Raw genomic sequence first — 15,605 nt, 5'->3', positions numbered from 1 at the left:
TTTTTATAGAGCGTTGGCATCGACCACCGTCTCTTTATTGTATTCTCCGTTGGCTAATTTTTTGGCCACGGCTTTAAAGGCTTGTACCGTATATTCCACATCCTCCATCGTATGCATGGCAGTTGGAATCAGGCGAAGCAGCAATTGTCCTTTGGGAATCACCGGATAAACCACGATAGAACAGAAAAGATTGTAATTTTCTCTTAAATCCATGGCTACTTGAGTTCCTTCGGCAACACTACCGGATAGATAAACGGGAGTAACCGGAGAGTTCGTTTTGCCGATGTTTAAACCGTCTGCTTTCAATCCGCTCTGTAAAGCCCGGACGATCGTCCACAATTTTTCTCTTAATTCCGGCTTGCTTCTCAGCAACTCCAGCCTTTTGATGGCTCCTTCCACCATAGGCATGGGTAAGGATTTGGCAAACGTTTGGGAACGCATATTGTATCTCAGGTACATGCATATATCTTCTTCACAGGCAATAAAAGCCCCGATGCCTGCCATCGCTTTGGCGAAGGTCGCAAAGTAGAGGTCTATTTGGTCCATTACCCCGAAATGATCTCCGGTTCCCGCGCCGTTCGGTCCCATCGTCCCGAAACCGTGTGCGTCATCGACCAACAGCCGGAAATTGAAATCTTTTTTCATGGCCACGATCTCGTCTAATTTTCCCAAGTCTCCGGCCATTCCGAAAAGACCTTCCGTTATGACGAGAATACCCCCTCCGGTTCCTTCTACCCATTTGGTAGCCCGTTCGAGTTGTTTACGCAGACTCTCCATATCGTTATGTTGGTATACATAACGTTTTGCCGGAGATAAACGCAGGCCGTCCATAATGCAGGCATGGTCTTCGGCATCGTAAACGATACAGTCATGACGGCAAGTCATAGCGTCGATAATAGAGACCATACCCTGATACCCGAAATTCAATAAAAATGCATCCGGTTTACCTACGAAGTCGGCTAATTGGGATTCCAAATATTCATGACGGGAAGTTTGTCCACTCATCATGCGGGCTCCCATAGGATAAGCCATGCCGTATTTTGCCGCAGCTTCGGCATCCGCTTTTCTTACTTCAGGATCGTTAGCGAGACCGATATAATTATTTAAACTCCAGTTTAACATTTCTTTCCCGCGGAATTTCATCCTGGGACCGATTTCTCCTTCTAATTTCGGAAATGAAAAATAGCCATGAGCTTGCTTGGCATATTGTCCGATATTTCCTTTCTGATTTTTTACTCTTTCAAAAATGTCCACGTCGATAATATTTTGAAATTCTTAAATTTTTGATACAAATACGAAGCAAAGGTAACTAAAAATTCTTATAATGGAGGATTTCTTTTTGAAAAGTTGTTTTTGTCTTTTACTCTGTTTTTCCAAAAAGAAATGTGGATGAACTTATTGCATATTGATATTTATAGATTATCTTTGCGTGATGCAAAAACAGCGCTTATGATGAAGAATTTTTTAGGTTTTCTGCTTGTTATCGTACTAATGAGTTCCTGTGGGGAGTACCAAAAACTTTTGAAGAGTGGGGATTATTCTCTTATGTATAAAAAGGCGGTGGAATATTATAATAAAGGAGATTATACAAGGGCTTTGAATTTGTTTGACGGTATTCGGACTGTCTTCGCGGGAACCGCAAGAGCCCAAACCATAGCATACTACCGGGCTTTTTGTACCTATAACCAGAAAGATTACGAAAACGCGGCCGAACTGTTTAAGCAGTTTGTGGCGATGTTTCCGGAAAGTTCCTACATGGAAGAGTGTCTGTATATGATGGGGTATTGTAATTATTTGGCTTCGCCGAGAGTGCGTTTGGATCAGACGACAACGGAAAAGGCCATGAGTAATTTCCAACTGTACCTGAGTCGTTATCCTAATTCTACGCGTAAGGAGTTAATAAATAAATACATGGATGACATGAGAGATAAACTCTCTTACAAAGCTTATTTGGGAGCGGAAAACTATTATTTGCGGGAACATTACAAGGCCGCTGTCGTCAGCCTGGAGAATTGTCTGAAAGATTTCCCCGGAACGAAATACCGGGAGAGAATCATGTGGATGTTGTTTAATTCCAAATACGAGATGGCTGTGAATAGCGTGGAGGATAAAAAATACGAACGTTACACGGCAGCGAAAGAAGAGTATTACTATTTCGTGGATGAGTATCCCAATAGTGTGTACGCGAAGGAGATGGCCAAGAAATACGAAGTATTGAACGATTTCCTGAAACAATACGACGATCCGGACGAATACAAGGAGGATGAGCTGAACAGTCAAACGGATTCCGCGCATCAAGAAGGTCAGAATAATCAGAATAAATAATTATATTCAAATTAACCATGGTAGATTTTAAGAAAGTAAAGGCACCGAATAATACCATTACAAGGAATACGGCTGCGTTAGCCGGTAAGGCGGATAATATTTATGAAGCTGTTGCTGTCATTGGAAAACGTGCCAATCAGATTTCGGTTGAAATGAAAGAAGAGTTGAGCAGGAAACTTCAAGAGTTTGCCTCGTACGCGGATAATTTGGAGGAGATATTTGAAAATCGCGAACAGATCGAGATTTCCAAGTATTACGAGCGTATTCCTAAACCGGTGTTGATCGCTACTCAGGAGTTTGAGGATGGCGAACTTTATTTTCGTAATCCGGCAAAGGAAAAAGGAGGGGTAAAGTCGGAGGAAGAGGAAGAATAGAGTAAGACGGATAACCGGGAGGATTATCAGAGAAGATAAAAGGGCTGTCGGATGAATTTTCGGACAGCCTCTTTTTTTCAGGTGATTAAAAAAAGAATTATGTTACAGGGAAAAAATATCATATTGGGAGTAACGGGAAGTATTGCGGCCTACAAGGCAGCTCCGTTAATACGAGGTTTAGTGAAAGAAGGGGCTAACGTTAAGGTAATAATGACGCCTTTGGCAAAGGAATTCATCACCCCTTTGACTTTAGCCACGTTGTCGAAGAATCCTATTCTGGTGGATTTTTATGATCCCGAAAATGGAGATTGGAATTCGCATGTGGATTTGGGGTTGTGGGCGGATGCCTATCTGATCGCTCCGGCAACCGCTAATACAATCGGTAAGATGGCCGCCGGCATAGCGGATAATTTGTTGTTGACAACCTATTTGTCTGCTAAGTGTCCGGTTGTAGTGGCTCCTGCCATGGACCTGGATATGTATCTTCATCCGGCGACTCAACGGAATCTACGAATATTGAAATCTTACGGGAATTTGATTATCGAACCTGAAAACGGAGAGCTGGCAAGCGGATTAATCGGGAAGGGAAGAATGGAGGAGCCCGATCAGATCGTGTCTTTTATGAGCCGTTTTTTTGCTGCAGACGAGCGTTATGTTGGTAAAAAAGTGTTGGTTACGGCAGGACCTACCTATGAAAAAATAGATCCCGTACGTTTTATCGGCAACTACTCTTCCGGGAAAATGGGATTTGCCATAGCCGAAGAGATGGCTGCCCGGGGGGCTGAAGTTACGCTTATTGCCGGTCCGGTAAATCTGAAATTATCCAATAAACGGATCCGGAGAATAGATGTGGAGTCTGCGTCCGAAATGTATCAGGCGGCTATCGAGGTGTTTCCGGAGAGCGATATTGCTGTTTTGAGTGCTGCCGTGGCGGATTTTACCCCTATGGAACGGGCTGTTGTAAAATTGAAACGGGGAGAAGATGATTTGAAGTTGGAGTTGGCTCCGACAAGAGATATCGCGGCTGAGTTGGGGCGAAAGAAGAGAGCGGGGCAGTGGTTGATCGGGTTCGCGTTGGAATCTAACGACGAGGAGAATAATGCTGTTTCGAAAATGAAGAGGAAAAATTTGGATTTAATCGTGTTGAATAGCTTGCGGGATGAAGGGGCCGGTTTCGGGGGAGATACCAATAAGGTGACATTGATCGATAAGGAGGAAAATAAATTGATTTACGATTTGAAAACAAAATCGGAAGTGGCTATTGATATTGCGGATCGGATAGCGGAATTTTTTTAATAAATTGCGAAAATAGTTTGTTCGGGATAGAAATATATCTATATTTGTATTCCGATATGAAGATTGAACATCAAAATATTCGGCATACGTTTTATTCTTGCCTCCAGTTTAGGCAGAAAAGGGGAAGCCGTTTTGATAAGATATTAAAAACCAACATTGTTTCGATAGCATTGTTGGTTTTTTTTTGTGGATAAACGTTTAAGCAAACATCTTTAATATATAAACAATATGAACAAACGTAGTTTAGTATCCATTACCGATTACTCGAAAGAGGAGATTCTGGAAGTTTTGAAAATCGCTTCAGAATTTGAAAAAAATCCGAACCGCAATTTATTGGCCGGTAAGGTAGTTGCTTCCTTGTTTTTCGAACCTTCAACACGTACCAGGTTGAGTTTCGAGACTGCAATTAGTCGCATGGGGGGAAGGATTGTGGGATTTTCCGATGCTTCTTCTTCCAGTACAACAAAAGGAGAATCTTTGAAAGATACGACGAAAATGGTGGATAATTACTGCGATTTGATCGTAATGCGCCATCCTTTGGAGGGAGCTGCCCGTTTTGCAAGTGAGGTTGCTTCCGTACCTGTAATTAATGCTGGGGACGGGGCCAATCAGCATCCGACCCAAACAATGCTCGATCTTTATTCGATCTATAAGACACAGGGAACTTTGGAGAACCTGAATATTTTTATGGTGGGAGACTTAAAATACGGGAGAACGGTACATTCTTTATTGCAAGCTATGAGTCATTTTAATCCGACATTCCATTTTATCTCGCCCAAAGAGTTGGAAATGCCGGCTGCTTATAAATTGTTCCTGGATGAATTGCATATTCCCTACTATGAACATACGGAATTGGATGAGGTAATTAATGAGGCGGATATCCTTTATATGACCCGGGTGCAACGAGAAAGATTTGCCGATCCGTTAGAGTACGAAAAAGTGAAGAACGTCTATATTTTAAAGAATGCCATGCTGAGCGGAACGAAACCGAATATGCGTATTTTACATCCGCTACCCCGGGTAAACGAAATCGATGAAGATGTGGATGAGAACGAAAAGGCTTACTATTTCCAACAAGCATTGAATGGTGTTTATACCCGTCAGGCAATTATATTTAAGGCATTAGATTTGAAATGGTAATAAAGAAAAAAGATATGGCAGCAAAAAAAGAGTTACAGGTAAGTGCCGTGGAAAACGGTACGGTGATTGACCACATCCCTGCTGATAAATTGTTTGATGTGATTAATATTTTAGGTATTGAGCACACGGAGAATACCGTTACTTTCGGGTATAATTTGTCAAGTAGCAAATTCGGTAAAAAGGCGATTATTAAAATCTCCGATAAATTTTTGAGAGACGATGAAATTAATAAGTTGGCCTTGGTAGCACCTTCTGCAAAAATCAATATTATTAAAGATTTTGAAGTGGCGGAAAAAAAGACGGTTAGTGTTCCGGAACGCGTGGAAGGTATTGTGAAATGCGTGAATCCGAAATGTATCACGAATAATCAGCATGTTCGGACAAAATTCGTTGTGGTGGGAAGCGAACCTATCGTGTTAAAATGTCATTACTGTGAAAAATTGACGGATCAGGAGCATATCGTGATTATTTAATTAACGGATAAGTAGAAAAAAAACGGCGTTGGCGGTTTTGACTTACAAGGGCAAGACATTAAAATCTTGCCCTTATTTTTTAGAACTCCGTGACTATTATCTTCTAATTCGAAACCTGTGCTTTGTTTTTTTGTTGTAGTTTGAGGGACTTGCTGGTAATGAACTTAATGAATTCCCTAGGCACGGCATCTTCTACTTCATGGGTGCTCAGATTGAAACGTCCCCGCGGCTTTTGTTTTTTTACGGCTAAAGTCCCAAAATCGTGAATAGTGACGCTTTCTCCTGTTGCAAGAGATTCTCGGATTGTTTCAATGACCGTATTTACGATGTTGGCAGTTAATGTTTGTGTCAACCCACTTTTTAAGGCAACTTTTTTGGTAAGTTCTTTTTTATTCATGACGGTCCAAAAATAATGATTAACGTTATATATGATTCTATTAAGATAATTTATGATTGTTTCTTGCACACTTCTGTCATAATAATCGTTCCTTGTGATGGACAAATATAATAAATTTCAAAATAAAGAAAAAACACGATTTAAAAATATTCTATATAAAGAACTTAATCAGATGAAGAGAGTATAAATTCCATCTATAAAAACTACATAATTCCTGTCCGAAAAAGCGAACGTTTTATAAGACAAATTATCTTATTTTTTCGTCACTGATATTTAACTCTTTACATATGGGAAAGTTTGCAATTCTTTGTATAGGTGTTGTGAACTTTAATATGATAATTATGGTAATCGCTTATTTGAGGGTTAGTACGGGAAAACAACATTTAACTAATCAAAGGGAAGAAATTGTGAAGTATGCTTCACGAAAAGGTTTAAAAATCGAACGTTGGGTAACAGAAATCGTAAGTGGAAAAAAGAAAGAGAAAGAGAGGAAACTGGGGAAATTGATGGGTGGGTTGCAGAAAGGTGACGTGTTGATTGTCACCGAACTCTCCCGTTTGAGTCGGACGCTGTTGGATATTATGTCTATTCTGAATCGGTGTCTTGAAAAAGAGATTATTATTTACAGTACCAAAGACGGCTATGCTTTTGACAACAGTATCAACAGCAAAGTTTTGGCGTTTGCTTTTGCATTAGTTGCGGAAATAGAACACAATCTGATATCGATGAGAACCAGGGAAGCTTTGGCCGTAAGAAAAGCGGAGGGTGTTAAATTAGGACGTCCGAGAGGTACCACCAAACAAGATTTCTTGCTTGAACGTCGAAAGGAGATCGAGAAAATGTATCAGGCAGGTAAGTCGATTTCTTATATTTGTCGTCATTATAAGGTTTCCAGAGAAACATTTTATACGGCCAATCGCAATTACAATCTTATAGAACAGAATAAATAAAGGTGCTGAAGAGCAGCACCTTTATTCTATTTTTGTGATTTTGTTCTAAATATTTTAATAAAATACTTATAATTCACTTCATTTCATGATTGTAAGCGAAAATTCTCTGGTTGAAGATCGACAAACCGAAATCTGCGTTTACCTGTTGATTTATTCTTCCAGAAAATTCGGATACATGTAATTGGTTGCGGGAACGAACGTTTCTTTAATTGCCTGAGGCGATACCCATCTTAAGAGATTGAATACGGTTCCTGCTTTGTCATTGGTTCCGGAAGCCCGTCCTCCGCCGAATGGTTGTTGATCCACAACGGCACCGGTCGGTTTATCGTTGATATAGAAATTACCTGCCGTGTGTGTCAAACGTTCTGTTAGTTTTTCTATACGGTTGCGATCATTGGAGAAAATGGCTCCCGTAAGGGCGTAAGCAGAACCTTTGTCGAGTATATCCAACGTCTCTTCTACCTTATCCGGCTCGTACACGTAAATGGTAATGATCGGGCCGAATAATTCTTCTTGCATGGTGATGTAATCCGGTTTTAGAGCACGGATAACCGTGGGTTGTATAAAATATCCGACGGATTTGTCATAAGTACCGCCGGCCACAATTTCTGCATCTTTGGAAGTCTTGGCTGCGTCGATGGTCGCGGATAGTTTGTTGAACGAGGTTTCGTCGATTACCGCATTGACAAAGTTTCTGAAGTCTTCTATTCCTCCGACTTTAATTTCGGCCAGATCTTTTTTTACCAATGTTTCGATCTCCGGCCATAGATTAGAAGGGATGTATGCTCTGGAAGCCGCGGAACATTTTTGTCCTTGATATTCAAAGGCCCCCCTTACGATTGCCGTCGCAACTTCTTTTGCTGAAGCGGTAGGATCGGCAAATATGTAATCCTTGCCTCCGGTTTCTCCTACGATTCGAGGGTAAGAGCGGTACTTGTCTATGTTATTTATTATATTAGCCCAAATATCGTTAAAGACGGCTGTCGAACCGGTAAAATGTACTCCGGCAAAATCTTTATGTTTGAAAATAACATCGGCAGCGGTGGGTCCGGAACAATATACCAGGTTGATGACTCCATCCGGAAGACCGGCTTCTTTCAATATCTCCATGATCAGGTGTGCCGAATACACGGCGGTTTTAGACGGTTTCCATACGCAAACGTTTCCCATTAGTGCGGGAGCTCCCGGTAAGTTTCCGGCGATGGAGGTAAAGTTGAATGGAGTAAGGGCAAAAATAAAACCTTCTAACGGACGCCATACGGTACGGTTCCAAATTCCGGGGGCGGAATTGGGTTGCATATGGTAGATCTCGTACATATTTTTTACATTATAGCGAAAGAAATCCGCCAGCTCGCACACGCAATCGATCTCTGCCTGAAAAGCATTTTTGGATTGTCCCAACATGGTGACCGCGTTCATTTTTTGGCGATAAGGACCTGTAAGCAGGTCTGCGGCCTTTAAAAAAATGGCAGCCCGGCTTTCCCATCCCATTTTTTCCCATGCCGGTTTGGCTTTTAATGCCGCCTCGATAGCCATTTGTACATGAGATGCATCGCCTTGATGATAATGTCCTAACAGATGCTTGTGGTCGTGGGGAGGACGAATGTCAGCCAATTTTCCCGTACGTACCTCTTTCCCCCCGATAATCATGGGAAGGTCTACGGTTGTTGCTTTTACTTCACTAATTTGTGCTTTTAACTCTTTTCTTTCCGGTGAACCAGGAGCATAGCTTTTGATCGGCTCATTGGTAATGTTCGGTAGTCTGTAAACTCCTTTAGGCATTTTATATCAATTTTAGCAGTTAATATTATGTTTCTACAATTTTGTACCCCTTGTTTTAGGATGAATTTTTCAAATATAAAAAATATTTGACGTATAAAACAAGACAAATGTCAGTTTTTGAAATAGGGTTAAATAAAAATGAATCCGTTGTTAAGGCAATCTGCCTTGTTTTTACGATTGCATTTATTTAGGAGATGGACTATTTACGGACAAATTAAAGGGATACCTCTTGTTCGCGTGATTCAATAAAATAAGTTTCGTATATTTGCATCTTATTTAATTTTTTGAAGGGATATGATATCTGTCAACAATGTTAGCGTTTTATTTGGAGGTTTCTCGCTGTTGGAATCTGTTTCTTTTTTGGTCAACAAAAGAGATCGAATTGGTTTGACGGGGCGCAATGGAGCGGGTAAATCTACCTTATTAAAGATTCTGGCCGGCGTACAGGAGCCTTCGGAAGGAAATGTTGCCATGCCTTCTGATTTGAAAATCGGGTATTTACCTCAAACAAAAGTGTATGCCGAAGGAAAAACCGTCAGAAAAGAGGCGGAGTCGGCATTTGACGATCTGTTGGCTTTGCGGGGGGAGATCGAACGCTTGCACCTGGAGTTGGCCGAACGGACGGATTACGAGTCGGACGATTATATGAAGTTGATCGATAGATTGAATGTGAAAGACGAACAATTAAGGATGCGTGGCGGAGAGAATGTGAATGGGGAGGTCGAGGTCGTTTTGAAAGGCCTTGGGTTTCGACAGGAGGATTTGGATCGTCGATGCGAAGAGTTCAGCGGGGGATGGCGCATGCGTATAGAGCTGGCCAAGATATTGTTGGGACGCCCTGACGTTTTTCTATTGGATGAGCCGACCAATCATTTGGATATAGAATCTATTTCCTGGTTGGAGTCTTTTCTTCAAAGCTATCCGGGGGCTGTTGTGTTGGTATCGCATGATAGGGCGTTTTTAGATAATATTACGACGCGTACAATAGAAATTTCTTTGGGGAAGATATACGATTATAAGGTCTCTTATACGAGGTTCACGGAGTTGAGAAAGGAGCGTATTGAACAGCAGATGAGAGCTTACGAGAACCAACAGAAGCAGATCAAGGATACGGAAGATTTTATTGAACGTTTTCGTTATAAAGCGACCAAATCGGTGCAAGTCCAATCCAGGATCAAACAGTTGGATAAGATAGAGCGGATAGAGGTGGAGCCGGAGGACAAGGCCCGGATCTGCGTGCGTTTCCAGCCTGCAGTTCGTTCCGGGGACGTGGTCGTTCACGGCCGGGATTTGGTTAAGGCTTACGGAGATCATTTGGTGTTGAAAGATGTTGATATCGATATATTGCGGGGAGAGAAAGTGGCTTTCGTGGGACGTAATGGAGAGGGGAAAACGACGTTGGTACGGATGATTATGGACCAGATTCCATATGAAGGAACGCTGAAAATCGGTCATAACGTGAATATCGGTTATTTCGCGCAAAATCAAGCCGACTTGTTGGATTCCTCCTTGAGTGTTTTGGATACGGTGGATCAAGTGGCAGTCGGTGAGATCAGGAAAAAAATCCGGGACATCTTGGGTGCATTCCTCTTCTCCGGGGAGGAGGTGGAAAAAAAAGTAAGGGTGCTTTCCGGGGGAGAACGGACGCGTTTGGCTATGGTTCGTCTGTTACTGGAGCCTTATAACGTGTTGATCCTTGATGAGCCGACCAATCATCTGGATATGCGCACGAAGGATATCTTGAAGGAAGCGTTGAAAAAATTTGAAGGAACCGTAATTGTCGTCTCGCACGATCGGGATTTTCTGACCGGTCTGGCCGGTAAGGTATATGAATTTGCAGATAAAAAAATAAAGGAACATCTGGGTGGGGTTACTCGTTTTCTGGAAACAAAAAAAATGGAGTGTTTCCGGGAATACGAGCGAATGCATCCGGGATGCGGCAAGGTTGTAAGCGTAGAAGAAAACGAGGAGAGTGTTTCGGAAAATAAGCAGGCATTTTTGGAACGGAAGCAGTTCAATAAGGAGATAAAGCGTGTTGAAGTCCGGGTCGGGAAGTTGGAAGAGGAGATTGCGACTTTGGAACAGAAAATTGCGGATATCGAAGGGAAGATGTCCGAAGGGGTTGTAAATGAAGAGCTGCTTAAAATGTATGAGGAGAAAAAGTCGAGATTGGATCAGGCTATGAGTGAATGGAGCGAGGAGAACGAAAATTTAGAGCATTTGAAGGCTACAATTGATAATTATAAATCGTAAAATAATAGGTATGGCAAAATATAAACAAGAGTGTATATTCGGACTTCGTGCCGTGATCGAGGCTATTCAACAGGAAAAGGAGATCGATAAGGTGATGTTTAAAAAGGGGTTGAGGGAAGGAGAACTCTTTCAGAAACTGTTCATTATGGTGAGAGATAAGGGGATCCCTTTTCAGTATGTACCCGAAGAGGTATTCAAACCTTTTGAAGGACGAAATCATCAGGGGGTATTGGCGGAAGTTTCTCCTATCACTTATCGGGATATCGATGAGGTGGTGGATCGGGTGCTCGCGGCCGGAGAGATGCCCTTGATCCTGATACTGGATCGCATCACGGATGTGCGTAACCTGGGTGGAATCGCCCGTACGGCAGAATGTGCCGGCGTGCATGCTCTTGTCATTCCGACTAAGAATTCGGCGAAGATATCGTCGGATGCCATTAAAACTTCGGCGGGTGCTCTCTATCATTTGCCGGTATGCCGGGAGCAAAATTTGAAGAAGGTGATCAAAGAGTTGAAACGTCGGGGGATGATGGTGTATGCTGCCAGTGAAAAAGGGGAGAAGTATTACACGGAGGTGGATATGAAAGAGGGGTGCGTTATCATTATGGGTTCGGAGGATACCGGGATCGACGAAGAGTTATTGAGACATGCCCATGAGCAGATAAAAATACCGCAGAAGGGAGATATTGAATCGTTAAACGTGTCTGCTGCTGCTGCCGTCGTTTTGTATGAAGCCGTCAGACAAAGAGGATAAGAAAAAAGGCATCCCCCCTTGCGGGATGCTTTTTTATAGGTCATACCAGGAAGCTCTCTTGGTTAACTTTAAATCTTTTAGCATGCTGGAGCGTACGTTGATCTGGAAATTATAAGACTGGTGTTGACCGAACGGGATACAGTTGAAACTCATTTCCCAACAATGCAGATCGCGTGTGATCTGGAAACTACTTGCTGAAATTTCTTTGGTGGCGAAGTTATAACCGCTGGTGAAACTGATTTTCCATTTAGGCGTTAAGGAGAAGTCTCCGTTGATGCCCATCATTTGTGTTACCGTGGATTTGAAAGCGGGTTTACTGTAGCTGAATGTATAATCGATATTGATGGACCAGGGAACATCAAAGTCTAAGTATTGCTCGTAGTACCCTCCGACCATTTCGTTTTTTTCCTCTTTGTTTTTACCGTTGTCTGCGGAAAAGTTGATACCGGTGCTGAGAGATGCGTTTGTGAGTCGCCCGATTCCTCCATGGTATTTATTCAATTTATTACCCTTTTCATCCAATGCATAAGGATCTATGGTCCCCGTGAAATTAAGGTCGATTCTGCTATTGAATAATTTTGTCCGGGCACTTAAACCGATAGTACTGAATTTGAATTTTTCGGCGAATGGATTGTAACTGACTTGTATCCTAAAACTTTCTAATAATTTGATCTTCCGGAATTGTTCCTCGCCGGTCGTATCCTGATCGTTCCTCACTTTCATCTCGAGGTTGTTGTCCAAACTGAAACTGACACTTCCCGCCTGTTTACTGGTTTGAGTGGAAGGACGGTAAATCATACCCTCGTATATGGAATATTCCGTAACGGTAACCCCGTCGGTATAGGTTTTCGTGTAGTTCCCCAGCGGACTGATCGGTGGCGTATAGGACGCTGAGAGTGAAGGACGTATCACGTGCCGTATGGCATAGACCTTAGAACCCGGTTTAAACTGGAACATACCGTATATGGTCGGCGTATAGCCGATGGAGGCACTTGCGGAATAATCATGAGAATAGTTGACGCCCGGGATATCTCGCTGAACGAAATGTCCGCCGCTTGAAGTGGTGTCCGGAACCCATACTCTTTCAATTGTTTTCAGGTTCAAATAGCCGTTATAATTGAGTGAAGGTGTGAGCGTGATGTCTTTTGCCAATTTAAAAGACAGGCTGAGGGGAATATTGTGTCTGAATCCGTTATTCCAGTCTCTGGTAAAGGAGGATTTGAACAGCTTGTCCTCTTTGGTTTGAATGTTATTCTTTAAATCGGCCGAATAAGAAATACCGATATTGTCATACCATTTCATCTCTCCTACTTTCCCTTTTTTGCGAAAAGGATAGATCTGGCTCATACGGAAACTCAGATTGGGCAGGGTAACGGATATGGATGAATCCTGACTGTTCTGATTATGATTGAACGAACCGCTTAAGCTAAACGGTTTTTCAGGCCATTTCTTGCTCCATGAGATACTGGATTGCTTTCGCTGATTGGCTATTTCGTTGATGTTGGTAGAGTTAAAATAGTTTTGGTTGGCAGAAGACATATCCACGGAAGCGGAAAATGTACTATAAGGATTTGCTTTTCCATCCTGAGAGTGGGTCCAACGTACGGACCAATCGCTTGACTCTTGATAATCGGGCATCCCTTTTTCGCTGACGTAGTTTTTACTCGTCGAAAAATCGAAATTACCGTTGAATTTGTAACGTTTTCTGTAGGTGGACCCTAATCTCACGCCCCAGGAGCCATTTGTGTATATGTCTCCGGTGATGGTAAGATCCATGTAATCGCTTATTGCGAAATAGTACCCCCCGTTGCGTAAGTTAAACCCTCTCATCCTTTCTTCTCCGTAAGTAGGTATAATGATACCGGATGTTCCTTTTTTGGTGATCGGAAAATAAGCGAATGGAAGAAAGAGCGGAAGAGGTACGTCTTCCAAAACCAAGTTGGTGAAACCGGCGAAAACTTTTTTGTCCTTGATCATCTTGGCCTTGCTCATACGGAAATAGAAATGAGGATGGTCGTGCTCGTCGCAAGTCGTGTACCATCCGTTTTTTACGCAATAGACCGAGTCGCTTTGCTTTTTAGTTAATTTTCCCTGCAGGTATCCTTCTCCTTCTTGGGTGATGATCTCTTTCACGAAACCTTTACGGGTTTCAAAATTATACCGTAACTCTTTACTGTCAAACTCCTGTCCCCCGTCTTTGAAGTGCGGTTTACCGATCAGGGTTCCTGCCGTGTCGGGTACTCCGGAAGCAAAAGCCAATTTTTTTTCCATGTCCAAGTCGATATAATCGGCTTTTAATTCCGTTCTAATGTATTTAATGAGAGCATCCTTGTAAAAGAAAACTTTTTTGTCGGCAATGGAAAATCTGACAGAATCGGCTGATTCGTAAGTTATTAGGTCGTCAAATAATGGTTCTGCCTCCGGGGTGCTGTCTCTCCGGATGGTGTCGACAGGGTTTCCGATAGAATCATATACGATCCGAAGACTGTCTCCCGGTTGTCCAGTCGTATCAGCCGTCATATTCCATAGCGATCCCCCGAATAAATATTCGGCAGCAAAACTATTCGACGAGAGTATAATAGGCAGGGCAATAGCCATAAAAATGATGCATTTCTTAATAAAAAGCCCTGTATATAATCTAATTTGCAATTTAATATATTATTTTTGTGACTAATATTACTGACGTGATACAGCTTTTCGCTTTGCAAAAGTAAAAAATATTGATGTTAATACTCATGTTTCTTTTTAAAAAGTTTTAAATAACATGATAAATCGGTACGGGATTATTGTTTTAATGTTTATTTGTTGCTTGTTTGGTTTTTTCGGCCCTCTGTCGGCACAGGATCAATTGGGAAAAATCTCCTGTATTTGTATAGATGCAGGGCATGGCGGAAAGGATCCGGGAGCGATAAATGGAAAGGTAAAAGAGAAGGATATTACTTTGGCTATTGCCCTGAAATTAGGGAATTTGATTCACAAGAATTATCCTGATATGAAAATAGTGTATACCCGCAAGAAAGATGTGGCCGTTGATTTGAGGGAACGGGGAAAGATTGCCAACAAGGAAAAAGCCCAGCTGTTTATCTCGATCCATGTGAATAAATTTAAGAATCCGACGGTCCGGGGGGTGGAAACATACGTGCTCGGGTTGCATAAATCGGAGGCCAGCTTGCAGGTTGCCATGAAGGAAAATGAAGCCATTCATTACGAGGAGGATTATACGGTGAAATACGACGGATTTGATCCGCAAAAGACAGAGTCGTATATCATGTTCAATTTTATGAAGAACAGCTACCTGATCAACAGCATGGAATTAGCTACTCCGGTTCAACAGGAGTTGGTGAAAAGTTTAGGATCGGTCAATCGGGAAGTAAGGCAAGCCGGTTTTATCGTGCTGATGGATGTCGGCATGCCTGCCATACTGGTCGAAACCGGTTTTATTTCCAACGCGAAAGATTTGCAATACCTGACAAGTGAATCGGGACAACAAAAAATGGCTCAGGCGATTTTTAGTGCATTTAGAGAATACAAAAATAAGATGGAGAAGAAGAGTATCGTATTGAAGGAAGAGCCTAAAGCCGTATCGTCCGATAGAGAATGGTTCTACGCCGTACAAGTGCTCTCTTCTGCTACCAGGGTTACGGATCTGAAACGTTTACGTTTGAAAGATAAGATCGAGGAGATACGGAGTGACGGTCGGTATAAATATTATGTGGGTAAATTTTCTTCTTATGAAGAGGTTCAGAAAGTACAAAAGCGACTGCGTAAAAGCGTAAAAGACTGTTTTGTGATCGCGATATCGAACGGTCGGGTCGTACCGTTGTCCGAAGTGAAAAAATGGGAAAAGAAATAAAATGCAGC

13 protein-coding genes are annotated in these 15,605 nt (G+C 42.2%); 9 read left to right on the top strand and 4 right to left on the bottom strand.

Annotated elements, in window-relative coordinates; all coding sequences use genetic code 11:
* Window positions 1-3 precede the first annotated feature (3 nt).
* Window positions 4-1,254 carry an aminotransferase class I/II-fold pyridoxal phosphate-dependent enzyme gene (locus PGR74_RS11510; RefSeq protein ID WP_041502273.1) on the bottom strand — a complete coding sequence of 417 codons (1,251 nt, stop codon included), beginning with the start codon at window positions 1,252-1,254 and terminating at the stop codon, window positions 4-6.
* A gap of 195 nt (window positions 1,255-1,449) precedes the next feature.
* Between PGR74_RS11510 and PGR74_RS11505 the strand changes: the two genes are divergently transcribed.
* The 5 genes from PGR74_RS11505 (at window position 1,450) to pyrI (ending at window position 5,608) form a co-directional block, all read left to right on the top strand.
* Window positions 1,450-2,325, top strand: a complete 876-nt coding sequence (locus tag PGR74_RS11505) for an outer membrane protein assembly factor BamD (protein ID WP_052634406.1) — start codon at window positions 1,450-1,452, stop codon at window positions 2,323-2,325.
* A 17-nt stretch (window positions 2,326-2,342) separates the two neighbouring features.
* Window positions 2,343-2,699 (top strand): DNA-directed RNA polymerase subunit omega, encoded by a 357-nt coding sequence (locus PGR74_RS11500; protein ID WP_041502272.1) that lies wholly within the window; start codon window positions 2,343-2,345, stop codon window positions 2,697-2,699.
* Between the two features lie 99 nt (window positions 2,700-2,798).
* A complete protein-coding gene (gene coaBC, locus PGR74_RS11495) occupies window positions 2,799-3,995 on the top strand; it encodes a bifunctional phosphopantothenoylcysteine decarboxylase/phosphopantothenate--cysteine ligase CoaBC (protein WP_041504848.1) in 1,197 nt (398 codons plus the stop codon).
* Between the two features lie 228 nt (window positions 3,996-4,223).
* On the top strand, window positions 4,224-5,135 hold the full coding sequence (pyrB, locus tag PGR74_RS11490; protein ID WP_041502271.1) for an aspartate carbamoyltransferase: 912 nt from the start codon (window positions 4,224-4,226) through the stop codon (window positions 5,133-5,135).
* Between the two features lie 14 nt (window positions 5,136-5,149).
* On the top strand, window positions 5,150-5,608 hold the full coding sequence (gene pyrI / locus PGR74_RS11485) for an aspartate carbamoyltransferase regulatory subunit (protein WP_041502483.1): 459 nt from the start codon (window positions 5,150-5,152) through the stop codon (window positions 5,606-5,608).
* A gap of 103 nt (window positions 5,609-5,711) precedes the next feature.
* Here the strand turns inward: pyrI and PGR74_RS11480 are convergent, their stop codons facing one another.
* Complete coding sequence (locus PGR74_RS11480; protein ID WP_041502270.1) at window positions 5,712-6,005, bottom strand: HU family DNA-binding protein; 294 nt, start codon at window positions 6,003-6,005, stop codon at window positions 5,712-5,714.
* 341 nt (window positions 6,006-6,346) lie between these two features.
* Between PGR74_RS11480 and PGR74_RS11475 the strand changes: the two genes are divergently transcribed.
* Entirely contained in the window at window positions 6,347-6,955 is a 609-nt protein-coding gene (locus PGR74_RS11475; protein WP_041504819.1) for a recombinase family protein, read from the top strand.
* Window positions 6,956-7,105: 150 nt separating this feature from the next.
* On the opposite strand, the gene pruA is transcribed toward PGR74_RS11475, so the two are convergent.
* Window positions 7,106-8,737: an L-glutamate gamma-semialdehyde dehydrogenase gene (gene pruA, locus PGR74_RS11470; RefSeq protein ID WP_270517200.1), complete on the bottom strand. Its 1,632-nt coding sequence runs from the start codon at window positions 8,735-8,737 to the stop codon at window positions 7,106-7,108.
* 294 nt (window positions 8,738-9,031) lie between these two features.
* Here pruA and PGR74_RS11465 point away from each other — a divergent pair, with 294 nt between their 5' ends.
* Both PGR74_RS11465 and rlmB read left to right on the top strand, forming a co-directional pair.
* A complete protein-coding gene (locus tag PGR74_RS11465) occupies window positions 9,032-10,990 on the top strand; it encodes an ABC-F family ATP-binding cassette domain-containing protein (protein ID WP_041502267.1) in 1,959 nt (652 codons plus the stop codon).
* Between the two features lie 10 nt (window positions 10,991-11,000).
* Window positions 11,001-11,744 (top strand): 23S rRNA (guanosine(2251)-2'-O)-methyltransferase RlmB, encoded by a 744-nt coding sequence (gene rlmB / locus PGR74_RS11460; RefSeq protein ID WP_041502266.1) that lies wholly within the window; start codon window positions 11,001-11,003, stop codon window positions 11,742-11,744.
* A gap of 33 nt (window positions 11,745-11,777) precedes the next feature.
* On the opposite strand, the gene PGR74_RS11455 is transcribed toward rlmB, so the two are convergent.
* Window positions 11,778-14,342 carry a putative LPS assembly protein LptD gene (locus PGR74_RS11455; RefSeq protein WP_041502265.1) on the bottom strand — a complete coding sequence of 855 codons (2,565 nt, stop codon included), beginning with the start codon at window positions 14,340-14,342 and terminating at the stop codon, window positions 11,778-11,780.
* A 166-nt stretch (window positions 14,343-14,508) separates the two neighbouring features.
* Here PGR74_RS11455 and PGR74_RS11450 point away from each other — a divergent pair, with 166 nt between their 5' ends.
* Complete coding sequence (locus PGR74_RS11450) at window positions 14,509-15,597, top strand: N-acetylmuramoyl-L-alanine amidase (RefSeq protein ID WP_041502264.1); 1,089 nt, start codon at window positions 14,509-14,511, stop codon at window positions 15,595-15,597.
* The last annotated feature ends 8 nt before the right edge of the window (window positions 15,598-15,605 follow it).

The sequence above is a fragment of the Sanguibacteroides sp. AM78-02pH3A genome, assembly GCF_027666085.1.
Classification (GTDB): domain Bacteria; phylum Bacteroidota; class Bacteroidia; order Bacteroidales; family Marinifilaceae; genus Gabonibacter; species Gabonibacter massiliensis.
Note: the sequence above shows the minus strand (reverse complement) of the source record. Positions and strands in the feature narration are given on the sequence as shown.

Bases quoted from the DNA above. Each gene is read 5' to 3' on its own strand.
- coaBC (WP_041504848.1), top strand. From the start codon at position 2,799: ATGTTACAGGGAAAAAATATCATATTGGGAGTAACGGGAAGTATTGCG.
- PGR74_RS11505 (WP_052634406.1), top strand. From the start codon at position 1,450: ATGATGAAGAATTTTTTAGGTTTTCTGCTTGTTATCGTACTAATGAGT.
- PGR74_RS11500 (WP_041502272.1), top strand. From the start codon at position 2,343: ATGGTAGATTTTAAGAAAGTAAAGGCACCGAATAATACCATTACAAGG.
- pruA (WP_270517200.1), bottom strand. From the start codon at position 8,737: ATGCCTAAAGGAGTTTACAGACTACCGAACATTACCAATGAGCCGATC.
- PGR74_RS11455 (WP_041502265.1), bottom strand. From the start codon at position 14,342: ATGGCTATTGCCCTGCCTATTATACTCTCGTCGAATAGTTTTGCTGCC.
- pyrB (WP_041502271.1), top strand. From the start codon at position 4,224: ATGAACAAACGTAGTTTAGTATCCATTACCGATTACTCGAAAGAGGAG.
- PGR74_RS11475 (WP_041504819.1), top strand. From the start codon at position 6,347: ATGGTAATCGCTTATTTGAGGGTTAGTACGGGAAAACAACATTTAACT.
- PGR74_RS11480 (WP_041502270.1), bottom strand. From the start codon at position 6,005: ATGAATAAAAAAGAACTTACCAAAAAAGTTGCCTTAAAAAGTGGGTTG.
- pyrI (WP_041502483.1), top strand. From the start codon at position 5,150: ATGGCAGCAAAAAAAGAGTTACAGGTAAGTGCCGTGGAAAACGGTACG.
- rlmB (WP_041502266.1), top strand. From the start codon at position 11,001: ATGGCAAAATATAAACAAGAGTGTATATTCGGACTTCGTGCCGTGATC.
- PGR74_RS11465 (WP_041502267.1), top strand. From the start codon at position 9,032: ATGATATCTGTCAACAATGTTAGCGTTTTATTTGGAGGTTTCTCGCTG.
- PGR74_RS11450 (WP_041502264.1), top strand. From the start codon at position 14,509: ATGATAAATCGGTACGGGATTATTGTTTTAATGTTTATTTGTTGCTTG.